Origin of the sequence: Mycobacterium sp., assembly GCF_039583805.1 — a bacterium.
Classification (GTDB): domain Bacteria; phylum Actinomycetota; class Actinomycetes; order Mycobacteriales; family Mycobacteriaceae; genus Mycobacterium.
Genome location: NZ_JAVKSH010000035.1, coordinates 1 through 12,692, shown reverse-complemented (window position 1 = coordinate 12,692; position 12,692 = coordinate 1). Strand labels below are relative to the sequence as shown.

The following is a 12,692-nucleotide window of genomic DNA, read 5'->3' as shown; positions in this document are numbered from 1 at the left end:
ACGACCGGGCTGGCCACGACCGGGCTGGCCACGACCGGGCTGGCCACGACCGGGCTGGCCACGACCGGGCTGGCCACCCCTGGGCTGGCTACGACTGGGCTGGCCACGACCGGGCTGGCCACGACCGGGCTGGCCACCAATGGGCTGGCCACCATCGCGGTGTTGGTGCCGCCGGTGTGCGCCAGGATGTAATCGCCCAGCAGCCAACCGGTTTCGTCACCGGAGAGCATCCGCCAGCCCGACGGTGTCGGGATGCCGACGGCGCAGCGGTCTGCGTCGGGATCCAACGCGAGCGCTACGTCGGCGCCGACATCCGCGGCCAGCGCCAGCAGCGCGTCGGTGGCGCCCGGCTCTTCGGGATTGGGGAACGCGACCGTCGGGAAGTCGGGGTCCGGCGCGAACTGCGCAGCGACCGTGTGCACGTCGTCGATGCCGGCGCGGCGCAGCGTTTCGACGGCGACGGCACCGCCCACCCCGTGCAGTGGGGTCAGCGCCACCCGCACCGGCCCCGACGAGCGCCGCACCGCGGCGGCCCGCTCGATGTAGCGCTCGACCACATCGGTGTCGTTGGGCTGCACCGGGCGCCGGTCGATCTGGTCGGCGAACGGGGCGGCGGCCATCGCTGCCTCGATGTCGCGGTCGGTGGGGGAGACGATCTGGAAGCCGCCGGGGGCGTACACCTTGTAGCCGTTGTCGGCCGGCGGGTTGTGCGACGCGGTGATCTGGATTCCGGCCGCAGCACCGGTGCGCCGGACCGCGAACGCCACCACCGGTGTGGGCACCGCATCCGGCAGCAGCAGAACCGAAAACCCCGCGGCAGCAAACACTTCAGCCGCAGCGGTCGCAAACGTGGCCGACCCGTGCCGAGCGTCGCGCCCGACGATCACGGTCGAACCGGCCAGCCCCCGGTGCTTGAGCACCCTCGCCACCGCCCAGCTCGCGCGCGACACCGTGGCCACGTTCATGGCGTCCGGCCCGCCGCGGACCGGCCCGCGCAGCCCCGCGGTGCCGAACCGCAACGGCCGGGCGAACCGCGCGGCGAGCTCGTCGACGCCGCACGCGGCCAGCTCGGCCGCCGTCACCGGGTCGGGGTCGTGGGCGATCCACTCCTGCGGCGTCACAGCCGGGCGATCACCTCGGCCAGCAGGGCGCCCATCCGGCTCGCCGCCGGCGCGCCGGCGGCGAGCACGTCGTCGTGGCGCAGCGGCTCACCGGTCACCCCGGCCGCCGGGTTCGTCACCAGGGACACCCCCAGCACCTCGGCGCCCGCCGCGCGGGCCGCGATCGTCTCGTGCACCGTCGACATACCCACCAGGTCGGCGCCGAGGACCCGCAGCATCCGCACTTCGGCGGGTGTCTCGTAGTGCGGCCCGGGCAGCCCGGCATAGACGCCCTCGGCCAGCGTCGGGTCGACCTCGCGGGCCAGTGCCCGCAGCCGCGGCGCGTACGCGTCGACCAGGTCGACGAACTGGGCCCCCACCAGCGGCGAGCGCCCGGTCAGGTTCAGGTGGTCGCTGATCAGCACCGGCTGGCCGACGTCGAAGCTCGGGTGCACGCCGCCGGCCGCGTTGGTGATCACGACGACGCGCGCACCGGCCGCGCACGCCGCACGGACCGGGTGCACCACGTGGCGCAGGGCGTGGCCCTCGTAGGCGTGCACCCGACCGGCCAGCACCAACACCCGGTGGGCGCCGACGGGAACCGACAACACCTGGCCGGTGTGCCCCGCCGCGGTCGGCGGGCTGAAGCCGGGTAGTTCGGCCATCGGCAGCACGGCCGTCGGGGAACCCAGCGCGGCGGCGGCGGGCGCCCAGCCCGAGCCGAGAACGACCGCGACATCGTGCGCGGTCGTTCCGCTGCCCTCGGCGATGCACCGCGCTGCCCGGTGCGCCACTGCGGCGGGATCGGGCGCGGCGTCGCTCACAGTGGGCGAGCCTAATCGGCCGCTCTCGCCGGTGAGATACTGCGATCATGCCCTCGACCCTCGACCTGCGCGGCGGGGTGCCGTGAGCCTTGCCGATCTCTGGCTGGCCGCCCACGGCGAAAACCTCGTCGAGTGGCGCCGACACCTGCACCGCTACCCGGAGCTGAGCCGCCAGGAGTACGCCACCACCCAGTTCGTCGCCGAGCGGCTCGCCGACGCCGGGCTCAACCCCAAGGTGCTGCCCGGGGGAACTGGGCTGACCTGTGATTTCGGCCCCGAGCACCGGCCGCGGATCGCGCTGCGGGCCGACATCGACGCGCTGCCGATGGCCGAGCGGACCGGGGCGCCGTACGCGTCGACGATGCCCAACGTCGCGCACGCCTGCGGCCACGACGCGCATGTCGCGATCCTGCTGGGTGCCGCGCAGGCACTGGCGGCAGTGCCGGAGCTGCCGGTCGCGGTGCGGCTGATCTTCCAGCCGGCCGAGGAGCTGATGCCCGGCGGCGCGCTCGACGCGATCGCCGCGGGCGTGCTGGCCGGGGTCATCCGGATCTTCGCGCTGCACTGCGACCCGCATCTTGCGGTCGGCAAGGTCGCGGTGAAACCGGGCCCGATCACGTCGGCCGCCGACACGCTGGAGATCACGTTGCACTCGCCCGGTGGTCACACCTCGCGGCCGCACCTGACCGCCGACCTGGTCTACGGGCTGGGCACGGTGATCACCGGGCTGCCCGGGGTGCTGTCGCGCCGCATCGACCCGCGCAACAGCACCGTGATGGTGTGGGGCGCGGTGAACGCGGGCGCGGCCGCCAATGCCATTCCGCAGACCGGCGTGCTGGCCGGCACGGTGCGCACCGCCAGCCGGGAAACCTGGCAGGGCCTCGAGGAGGTGGTGCGCCAGGCGGTGGCGGCGCTGTTGTCCCCGTTGGGTATCGAGCACACGCTGCACTATCGCCGCGGGGTGCCGCCGGTGGTCAACGAGGAAGTCTCGACACGGATTCTGACCCACGCCATCGACGAGCTCGGCCCGGATGTGCTCGCCGACACCCGGCAGTCCGGGGGCGGCGAGGACTTCTCCTGGTACCTGGAGGAGGTTCCCGGCGCGATGGCCCGCCTTGGGGTGTGGTCGGGTGCGGGTCCGCGGCTGGACCTGCACCAGCCCACCTTCGACCTCGACGAGCGGGCCCTGGCGATCGGTGTGCGGGTGATGGCCAACGTCGTCGAGCAGTGCGCTCAGATTTTGTAGCGAGCGTGCGGTTTCATCCGCGACGCGCCGACGTAGGCGGATGAAACCGCACCGTCGCCGACGACGGGTCGTTGCTATTCGCCGCGTCCCGGGCCGATGTTGCGGGCCGGGCGGGTGCGCAGTTCGTGCACGTACTCGCTTGGCGCACCGGCTATTTCGGCGGCGTCGGCCATCACGCCCAGGTAGCGTGCGGACGGCAGTCCGCCCTCCCAGGCGTCGACCACGTACAGCCACGCCAGCACGGGGTCGGTGGTGGTATCTGACGACAGCCGCTCGACCCGGCAGCGGATCTTCTTGTGGATCCCGAGCTCGGAGCCTTCCCACTGGTCGAGGTTTCGCTCGTCGGCGGGCGTCACGTCGTAGAGCACGACGAACACCTTTGTGCCCGGATCCTCCACGATGGTGGCCAGCGCACCTTCCCAGCCGATGTCCTCGCCGCCGAACGTCAGCCGCCAGCCGTGCAGCCAGCCGGTGCCGGCCATCGGCGAGTGCGGTGCTCGCTGGAGCATCTGCTCGGGGTGCATGTTCGACCCGTACGCGGCGTAGAGCGGCACGGGTGAAAGTTTAAACGGCGGCCGTTGCCGGGCGAACATCCGTCACAGTGGCTAGGTTGAGGCTGTGGCGACCCGCATCGTGATCGTCGGTGGAGGACCGGCCGGCTACGAGGCGGCGCTGGTGGCCGCCGCCCGCGACGCCCGGGTCACCGTCGTCGACTCCGACGGCATCGGCGGCGCGGCCGTGCTGGACGACTGTGTGCCGTCCAAGACGTTCATCGCGTCCACCGGGCTGCGCAGCGAACTGCGGCGGGCGCCGCTGCTGGGTTTCGACATCGACATCGACGACGCCAAGATCTCGCTGCCGGAGATTCACCAGCGGGTCAAGACGCTGGCCGCCGCACAGTCCGCCGACATCGCCGACCAGCTGCGCGGCGCGGGCGTCGAGCTGATCGCAGGACGCGGCGAGCTGGTCGATTCCGCCCCGGGGCTGGCGCGGCACCGGATCAAGGCGACCGCCGCCGACGGCACCAGCACCGTGCACGACGCCGACGTGGTGCTGATCGCCACCGGCGCCAGCCCGCGGGTGCTGCCGTCGGCGCAGCCCGACGGCGAGCGCGTCGTGACCTGGCGCCAGCTCTACGACCTGGACGCCCTGCCCGAGCACCTCGTCGTGGTGGGCTCCGGGGTGACGGGCGCCGAGTTCGTCAACGCCTACACCGAACTGGGTGTCGCGGTGACGGTGGTGGCCAGCCGCGACCGGGTGCTGCCCTACGAGGACGCCGACGCCGCGGCGGTGCTGGAGGATTCGTTCGCCGAACGCGGCGTCGAGCTGGTCAAGAACGCCCGTGCGGAATCGGTCGTCCGCATCGACGGCGGGGTCGTGGCGACGATGACCGACAGCCGCGTCGTTGAGGGCAGCCACGCGCTGATGACGATCGGGTCGATCCCGAACACCGCCGGTCTGGGCCTGGAGCGGGCGGGCATCGAGCTGGGCGCCGGCGGCTACCTCACCGTCGACCGGGTGTCGCGAACCTCGGTGGCCGGCATCTACGCCGCCGGCGACTGCACCGGGCTGATGCCACTGGCGTCGGTGGCCGCGATGCAGGGCCGGATCGCGATGTATCACGCGCTGGGCGAGGCGGTGAACCCGATCCGGCTGCGCACCGTCGCGGCGACCGTGTTCACCCGGCCCGAGATCGCCGCGGTCGGCGTGCCGCAGGCCTGGATCGACGACGGAAGGGTGGCGGCCCGGACCATCATGCTGCCGTTGCACACCAACGCGCGGGCCAAGATGTCCGGGGTGCGACGCGGATTCGTCAAGCTGTTCTGCCGGCCGGCCACCGGCGTGGTGATCGGCGGCGTGGTGGTCGCGCCGATCGCGTCGGAGTTGATCCTGCCGATCGCGGTGGCCGTGCAGAACCGCATCTCCGTCAACCAGCTGGGGCGGACGCTGGCGGTCTACCCGTCGCTGTCGGGTTCGGTCACCGAGGCGGCCCGGCGCTTGATGGCGCACGACGACCTGGACTGAGTGCAGCTCGGCGGCGCTCACGGAATCGTTCGGCTGGCGCACCGCAGGGGAACGTCGACTAGCCTTGAGCCCAGCCCTACCGACGAGTAACCGACAGGAGTTCAGTGTCGTGAGCGACCCGATCCGGCTACCGGGCAGCGGGCCGTTCTGGCCGGCTTCCGCTCTGGGACCCGAGCAACGCGCCGCCGCCTGGGAGCGGCTGGGCAACGATCAGTTCGACGTGGTGGTCGTCGGTGGCGGCGTGGTGGGTTCGGGGTGTGCGCTGGACGCGGCCACCCGCGGCCTGAAGGTGGCGATGGTCGAGGCGCGCGACTTCGCCTCGGGCACCTCCAGCCGGTCGTCGAAGATGTTCCACGGCGGGCTGCGCTACCTCGAACAACTGGAGTTCGGGCTGGTGCGCGAGGCGCTCGCCGAGCGGGAGCTGTCGTTGACGACGTTGGCGCCGCACCTGGTCAAGCCGCTGCCGTTTTTGTACCCACTGACCAGGCGGTGGTGGGAGCGGCCCTACGTGGCCGCCGGAATTTTCCTCTACGATCAGCTCGGCGGCGCGAAATCTGTTCCGGCGCAACACCATTTGACCCGTGCCGGCGCGCTGCGGCTGTGCCCGGGGCTGAAGCGCGGCGCGCTGATCGGCGGGATCCGCTACTACGACACGGTGGTCGACGACGCCCGGCACACCATGACGGTCGCGCGCACCGCCGCGCATTACGGCGCGGTGGTGCGGTCGTCGACCCAGGTGGTGGCGCTGCTGCGCGAGGGCGAGCGGGTGACCGGCGTGCAGGTGCGCGACTCCGAGGACGGCGCCGTCACCGACGTCCGGGGTCATGTCGTGGTCAACGCGACCGGGGTGTGGACCGACGAGATCCAGGCGTTGTCCAAGCAACGCGGCCGGTTCCAGGTGCGCGCCTCCAAGGGTGTGCACATCGTCGTGCCGCGGGACCGGATCGTCAGCGACGTGGCGATCATCCTGCGCACCGAGAAGTCGGTGATGTTCGTCATCCCGTGGGGCGGCCACTGGATCATCGGCACCACCGACACCGACTGGAAACTGGACCTCGCGCACCCGGCGGCCACCAAGGCCGACATCGACTACATCCTGGACACCGTCAACACCGTGCTGGTCACCCCGCTGACCCACGCCGACATCGACGGCGTGTACGCCGGGCTGCGGCCGCTGCTGGCCGGCGAGAGCGACGACACCTCCAAGCTGTCCCGCGAGCACGCGGTGGCAGTGCCCGCACCCGGCCTGGTTGCCATCGCCGGCGGCAAGTACACCACCTACCGGGTGATGGCTGCCGACGCGATTGACGCTGCGGCACAGTACATTCCGACGCGCGTGGCGCCGTCGATCACCGACAAGGTGCGGCTGCTGGGTGCCGACGGCTACTTCGCGCTGATCAACCAGACCGAACACGTCGGCGCGGTGTACGGGCTGCACCCGTACCGGGTTCGCCACCTGCTGGACCGTTACGGGTCGATGATGGACGAGGTGCTCGCCCGCGCGGCCGGCCGCCCAGATCTGCTCAACCCGATCACCGCCGCGCCGGGCTATCTCAGGGTGGAAGCGGTCTACGCGGCGGCCGCCGAGGGCGCGCTGCACTTGGAGGACATCCTGGCCCGGCGGATGCGGGTCTCCATCGAATACCCGCACCGCGGCGTCGACTGCGCCCGCGAGGTGGCCGAACTGGTCGTCCCGGTCCTGGGCTGGACCGACGACGACGTAGAGCGCGAAGTCGCCACCTACGCCGCCCGGGTGCAGGCCGAGATCGCATCCCAGACCCAGCCCGACGACGCGTCCGCGGATGCGCTGCGGGTCAGCGCGCCCGAGGCGCGCGCCGAGATCCTCGAGCCGGTCCCGCTCAGCTGAGGCCATCCCGCATGTCGCCGGGCGCAGCCCGGCGTTCAAAGAGCGCGTGTGCTTGGCTGTCGGTGTCGGACCTACCGGCTATGCTTGGCGCGGGTTCGCAGGGCAGGACATCGCCCGGGGCCGGAACCCGAGCAGTATCAACTCGCGAGGCCGCTGGCAAGGCAGGTTGTGGCGCCCGCAAGGGACAGAGCGAGTCGGCCCGAACCGCCTCCAGCGGGTGGCCTACGGCGGCGCGGCTTGCCGCGCCGAGACAGCCGGACGCTGCGCGGAATCCTCCGACTTCAGTCGGGGGAGATGTCAAGTGAGCGCGTCGCAGTCAGCGACCGCCCGGGCGGGCAAACAGGTCGGCCAGCGCATCCAGGGCGGCGGGCACCAGACGGTAATACGCCCATCTGCCGCGCTGGGCTCGTGCCAGCAGACCGGCGTCTACCAGGATTTTCAGGTGGTGCGACACCGTCGGCTGGGACAACCCGACCGGAGCGGTCAGCTCGCACACGCAGGCCTCGGCGCCCTCGTGGCCCGCGATCAGCGACACCAGCCGCAACCGGGTCGGCTCGCCGAGCGCCTTGAGCACGAAGGCGAGGCGCTGGGCAGCCGCCTCGTCCAGCACCGTGTCGGTGATGGGGCGGCAGCACCCGTCGAGATTTGCCGCGAGGGGCGATCCGCGGGATGTCGTCGGCGATGCGATCACGGCGGGCATAAATACAGTATCGCACACACAAATTGACAGTTACCGATGAATGATGCACGATTACTCCCATAGACATCTGTCGATGGAAGGGAACATCGGACCGCCGGGACGGCAGACCACGCACCGTGCGATCACCACCGTAGTCGACAGCCCACCGCGACCACCAGCACACCGGGAGAGACCTGTGAACCAGATGAACGACGAACTCGCATCGGCCGCGGCGCCGTCAGTGGCCGGCAAGCTGTCCACAGTGGACCGGTTCCTGCCGGTATGGATCGGTGTGGCCATGGTGGTCGGGCTGTTGCTGGGACGTTGGATCCCCGGACTGGCCGGCGGGCTCGACGCGGTGTCGATCCACGGCACGAGCCTGCCGATCGCCATCGGGCTGCTGTTGATGATGTACCCGGTGCTGGCCAAGGTCCGCTACCGCGAGATCGGGCTGATCACCGCCGATCGCCGCATGATCACCACGTCGCTGATCCTCAACTGGATCGTCGGTCCGGCGGTCATGTTCGCGCTCGCCTGGCTGCTGCTGCCGGACCTGCCCGCCTACCGCACCGGCGTCATCCTGGTCGGGCTGGCCCGCTGCATCGCCATGGTGCTCATCTGGAACGACCTGGCCTGCGGTGACCGGGAAATGGCCGCCGTGCTGGTTGCGCTCAACGCCGTTTTCCAGGTGCTGGCCTACGCCGCGCTGGGCGTGTTCTACCTCAACGTGCTGCCCGGCTGGCTGGGCCTGCCCACCCAAAGCCTGCACGTTTCCTTCGCCGCCATCGCGGTCACCACCGTGGTGTTCCTGGGCATTCCACTGGTCGGTGGATTTCTCACCAGAACCCTCGGCGAACGCGCCCGCGGCCAGCAGTGGTACGAGAGCAGGCTGCTGCCGCGCATCGCGCCCATCGCCTTATACGGGCTGCTGTTCACGGTGGTGGTGCTGTTCGCGCTGCAGGGCAAGACGATCACCTCCCAGCCACTCGACGTGGCCCGGATCGCGCTGCCGCTGCTGGCCTACTTCGCGTTGATGTGGATTGGCGGGTTCGCCGTCGCCCGGTGGCTGCACTTGTCCTACCCCCGCGCCGCGGCGCTGGCCTTCTCCGCCGCCAGCAACGACTTCGAGCTGGCGATCGCGGTCGCCATCGGCGTCTTCGGCGCCACCTCGGGCGAGGCGCTGGCCGGGGTCGTCGGCCCGCTGATCGAGGTGCCCGTGCTGCTCGGCCTGGTCTATGTGGCTCTGTGGCTGCGACGGCGGCTGGCCTGGCCGCAGGAGGACCGGGCACCGCGTCCGCGTGCAGCGCAGGCCGACCTGTCATTCGGGGACACGCCATGATGCCGCTGCCGGCGGCCGGTGTCACGACCGAATCCCCATCACCACAAGGAGACTGCTCATGGCCGCACGCCAGATCGTCGCGATTGGCGGCAGCGACGCCGGGATCAGCGCCGCACTGCGCGCCCGCGAACTCGATCCCACCACCGAGGTGACGGTCGTCGTCGCCGACGCCTACCCCAACTTCTCCATCTGCGGCATCCCCTACTACGTCTCCGGCGAAGTCACCCACTGGCGCAACCTCGCCCATCGCACCGCCGACGATCTCGCCGCCACCGGGATGCGGGTCCGCACCGACACCACCGCTACCCGCATCAACGTCGACGACCACATCCTCGACGTGCTCGATCCCCACGGCACTCGCGCGCACCTGCCCTACGACGCCCTGATCGTGGGCACCGGAGCCGTCAGCGTGCGCCCACCCATCCGCGGGCTCACCGGACCCGGGGCGCTCGGACCCGCCGAGGGGGTGGCTCTGCTGCACTCGATGGGCGACACCTTCGCCGTGATGGACTCGCTGCGACAGCGCAACCCCAAGACTGCGGTGATCATCGGCGCCGGCTACATCGGCCTGGAAATGGCCGAAGCGCTTACCCTGCGCGGCATCGCGGTCACCCAGATCGAAGCCCTGCCCGAAGTGCTGCCCACCGTCGACGCCCAACTCGGCGCCCTGGTGCGCGGCGAGCTGCAGCGTCACGGCGTCGAAGTCCTCACCGACACCACGGTCGACGCCGTCGCCCGCACCGACACCGGCGCCCTGACTGTCACGGCCACCCACGACGGCCAAATCCTGCGCCGCACTGTCGATTTCGTCCTCGTCGTCGTCGGAGTGCGGCCCGACACCGCACTGGCCGTCGACGCCGGAGCCGAGCTCGGCGTCAAGGGTGCCATCGCGGTCGACGACACCATGCGCACCAACCTGCCCGACGTTTTCGCCGCCGGCGACTGCGTGCACACCCATCACCGTCTTCTCGGCCTCACCTGGCTGCCGCTGGGCACCACCGCCCACAAACAGGGCCGGGTCGCCGGGGAGAACGCGCTCGGCCGCGACGCCCGCTTCGCCGGCAGTCTGGGCACCCAAGTCGTCAAAGTCTTCGATCTGGTTGCCGCCCGCACCGGTCTGCGTGACCACGAAGCCCGCGCCGCCGGCCGCGGCTGGAGCCCGGTCAGCAGCGCATCGCGCCCCGATGACCACAAGGCCTACTATCCGGGCGCCACCCCCATCCACATCCGCATCACCGGCGACCACAACACCGGCCTGCTGCTGGGAGCCCAATTGGTCGGACACCGCAGCGCCGAGATCGCCAAGCGCGTCGACACCTTCGCTGCGGCGATCTTCAACGCGATGACGGTCGACGCCATCAGCGACCTGGATCTGTCCTACACACCGCCACTCGGATCACCCTGGGACGCAACACAAATCGCCACCCAAGACTGGGTGCGCCAGCACCGCGCAACGACCGCCCAATCCCTACCCGTCTGACGCCCCGCGAGGAGAGGAGTCACCACCGATGACCCGTATCGAGATTTTCGAGCCCGCCCTGTGCTGCAACACCGGAGTGTGCGGCGACGATGTCGATCAGAACCTCGTCGTCTTCACCGCCGACATCGACTGGGTCCGCTCCCAGGGCGGCGACATCGCCCGCTTCAACCTCGCCAGCGAACCGCTCGCTTTCGCCGAGCGGGAGCCGGTCACGGCGTTCCTGCAACTCAGCGGCTCCGAGGGGCTGCCCCTCGTTCTCGTCGACGGCGTCACCGCCGCCACCGGCCGCTACCCCGATCGTGCCGAACTCGCCCGGTGGGCCGGCCTCGACGGCGACACCGCCGCCGCCCCCGCCGGGGTCCAGATGCTCGGACTCACCGACACCTCTGCCACCGGCGCGGCCGAATCCTGCTGCGGCGGCGCGGACACCGACTGCTGCTGAAAGGCCGAGTTGTGAAGTTCCTCGACGATGCGCCCCGCTTCCTGTTCTTCACCGGCAAGGGCGGGGTCGGGAAGACCTCGATCGCCTGCGCCGCCGCGCTTGCGCTGACCCGAGAGGGCAAGAAGGTCCTGCTCGTGAGCACCGATCCCGCCTCCAATGTGGGCCAGGTCTTCGGGCTGCCAGTCGGCAACACCGTCACCACGGTGCCCGCCGTGCCCGGACTCTCGGCGCTGGAAATCGACCCTGAACAGGCCGCGGCCGCATACCGGGAACGCATCATCGGACCCGTTCGCGGACTGCTGCCCGAGAAGGAACTGGCATCGATCACCGAACAGCTTTCCGGATCGTGCACCACCGAGATCGCCTCGTTCAACGAGTTCACCGACCTGCTCACCGGCGGCGAGACGACGGCGGGTTTCGACCACGTCCTGTTCGACACCGCGCCCACCGGCCACACCCTTCGGCTGCTGCAGCTGCCCGGGTCATGGACCGACTTCCTCGACGACGGTAAGGGCGACGCCTCCTGCCTGGGCCCGCTTGCCGGGCTGGAGAAGCAGCGCACCAGCTACGCCGGCGCCGTCGACGCCCTCGCCGACCCGAACCGCACCCGGCTGGTGCTCGTGGCCCGCCCGCAACGCTCCGCGCTGGCCGAAATCGCCCGCACCCGTGCGGAATTGGCTGATATCGGAGTGACCCACCAACACGTCGTCGTCAACGGGCTCCTACCGTGCGACGACCACGACGAGTTGGCGGCGGCGATACGCGAACGGGAGCAGGCCGCCCTCGCCGACCGCCCCGCCGAACTGCGGGCACTGCCCGTCGACGAGGTCGAACTCAAGGCCGCCAACGTCGTCGGCATCGAAGCCCTCGCAAGCCTTTTCACCGCAGCCGACCCGACCGCCGCACCGGCGCACGCGGATTCTTCGGGCGCGGTGCCGACCGCGCCGCTGGGCGCGCTGGTCGACGAACTCGCCACCGCGGATCGCGGGCTGATCATGTGCATGGGCAAAGGGGGGGTCGGCAAGACAACGATCGCCGCGGCGATTGCCGTCGCTCTCGCCGAACGCGGCCACCAGGTGCACCTGACCACCACCGACCCGGCCGCCCACCTCACCGAGACCCTCGACGGGGGCTTGGAGAACCTGACGGTCTCGCGCATCGACCCGGCCGAGGCCAGCGCCCAGTACCGCCACCACGTCCTGACGACCAAGGGTGCTGCCCTCGACGAGCAAGGCCGGGCGAACCTCGCCGAGGACCTGAAGTCCCCGTGCACCGAGGAAGTCGCTGTCTTTCAAGCCTTCTCCCGCGTCATCCACGAATCCCGCCGGCACTTCGTCGTCGTCGACACCGCCCCGACGGGTCACACTCTGCTGCTGCTCGACGCCACCGGCTCCTACCACCGCGAGATCGCCCGCCAGATGGGCGAGAACACCACCTTCACCACGCCGTTGATGAGGCTGCAGAACCCCGACCAAACCAAGATCGTGATCGTCACCCTTGCCGAAACGACACCGCGTCTGGAAGCCGAAGGACTTCACGCCGACTTGCAACGCGCAGGCATTCACCCCTGGGCCTGGGTGGTCAACAATTCCATCGCCGCGGCGGAACCAACTGCGGCTCTGCTGAAAGAACGTGCGGCCGCCGAACTCGTCGAGATCGAGAAAATCACACACGCGCACACCCGCCACGC

The 12,692-nt window shown here is 70.6% G+C and carries 10 protein-coding genes and 1 pseudogene; 7 read left to right on the top strand and 4 right to left on the bottom strand.

From position 1 onward, the window contains the following. Both ABDW21_RS06710 and ABDW21_RS06705 read right to left on the bottom strand, forming a co-directional pair. Positions 1-1,121 (bottom strand): annotated as a pseudogene (locus ABDW21_RS06710) (hypothetical protein); the annotation flags it as partial. Next, on the bottom strand, positions 1,118-1,924 hold the full coding sequence (locus ABDW21_RS06705; RefSeq protein WP_343600425.1) for a purine-nucleoside phosphorylase: 807 nt from the start codon (positions 1,922-1,924) through the stop codon (positions 1,118-1,120). The gene ABDW21_RS06705 and the pseudogene ABDW21_RS06710, both read right to left, overlap by 4 nt. 82 nt (positions 1,925-2,006) lie before the next feature. Here ABDW21_RS06705 and ABDW21_RS06700 point away from each other — a divergent pair, with 82 nt between their 5' ends. After that, complete coding sequence (locus ABDW21_RS06700) at positions 2,007-3,170, top strand: amidohydrolase (protein WP_343600426.1); 1,164 nt, start codon at positions 2,007-2,009, stop codon at positions 3,168-3,170. 74 nt (positions 3,171-3,244) lie between these two features. Here the strand turns inward: ABDW21_RS06700 and ABDW21_RS06695 are convergent, their stop codons facing one another. After that, positions 3,245-3,724 carry a gamma-glutamylcyclotransferase gene (locus tag ABDW21_RS06695; protein ID WP_343600427.1) on the bottom strand — a complete coding sequence of 160 codons (480 nt, stop codon included), beginning with the start codon at positions 3,722-3,724 and terminating at the stop codon, positions 3,245-3,247. Positions 3,725-3,788: 64 nt separating this feature from the next. Between ABDW21_RS06695 and ABDW21_RS06690 the strand changes: the two genes are divergently transcribed. Both ABDW21_RS06690 and ABDW21_RS06685 read left to right on the top strand, forming a co-directional pair. Further along, positions 3,789-5,195, top strand: coding sequence for an NAD(P)H-quinone dehydrogenase (locus ABDW21_RS06690; RefSeq protein ID WP_343600428.1), 1,407 nt, complete (start codon positions 3,789-3,791; stop codon positions 5,193-5,195). A gap of 109 nt (positions 5,196-5,304) precedes the next feature. Then, positions 5,305-7,062 carry a glycerol-3-phosphate dehydrogenase/oxidase gene (locus ABDW21_RS06685; protein WP_343710207.1) on the top strand — a complete coding sequence of 586 codons (1,758 nt, stop codon included), beginning with the start codon at positions 5,305-5,307 and terminating at the stop codon, positions 7,060-7,062. 316 nt (positions 7,063-7,378) lie between these two features. Here ABDW21_RS06685 and ABDW21_RS06680 read toward each other — a convergent pair whose 3' ends face one another. Beyond that, positions 7,379-7,762: a metalloregulator ArsR/SmtB family transcription factor gene (locus ABDW21_RS06680; RefSeq protein WP_343710206.1), complete on the bottom strand. Its 384-nt coding sequence runs from the start codon at positions 7,760-7,762 to the stop codon at positions 7,379-7,381. A gap of 184 nt (positions 7,763-7,946) precedes the next feature. Between ABDW21_RS06680 and arsB the strand changes: the two genes are divergently transcribed. The 4 genes from arsB to arsA form a co-directional block, all read left to right on the top strand. Further along, positions 7,947-9,080, top strand: a complete 1,134-nt coding sequence (arsB, locus tag ABDW21_RS06675; protein WP_343710218.1) for an ACR3 family arsenite efflux transporter — start codon at positions 7,947-7,949, stop codon at positions 9,078-9,080. Positions 9,081-9,138: 58 nt separating this feature from the next. Beyond that, positions 9,139-10,560 carry an FAD-dependent oxidoreductase gene (locus ABDW21_RS06670; protein WP_343710205.1) on the top strand — a complete coding sequence of 474 codons (1,422 nt, stop codon included), beginning with the start codon at positions 9,139-9,141 and terminating at the stop codon, positions 10,558-10,560. A 28-nt stretch (positions 10,561-10,588) separates the two neighbouring features. Continuing rightward, positions 10,589-11,002: an arsenite efflux transporter metallochaperone ArsD gene (gene arsD, locus ABDW21_RS06665; RefSeq protein WP_343710204.1), complete on the top strand. Its 414-nt coding sequence runs from the start codon at positions 10,589-10,591 to the stop codon at positions 11,000-11,002. An 11-nt stretch (positions 11,003-11,013) separates the two neighbouring features. Beyond that, positions 11,014-12,692 (top strand): arsenical pump-driving ATPase (gene arsA / locus ABDW21_RS06660; protein WP_343710203.1); only part of this gene is annotated, 1,679 nt, incomplete at its 3' end.

Excerpts from the sequence above, each read along its gene's own strand:
- arsB (WP_343710218.1), top strand. The coding sequence starts at position 7,947 with ATGAACGACGAACTCGCATCGGCCGCGGCGCCGTCAGTGGCCGGCAAG.
- ABDW21_RS06680 (WP_343710206.1), bottom strand. The coding sequence starts at position 7,762 with ATGCCCGCCGTGATCGCATCGCCGACGACATCCCGCGGATCGCCCCTC.
- arsD (WP_343710204.1), top strand. The coding sequence starts at position 10,589 with ATGACCCGTATCGAGATTTTCGAGCCCGCCCTGTGCTGCAACACCGGA.
- ABDW21_RS06670 (WP_343710205.1), top strand. The coding sequence starts at position 9,139 with ATGGCCGCACGCCAGATCGTCGCGATTGGCGGCAGCGACGCCGGGATC.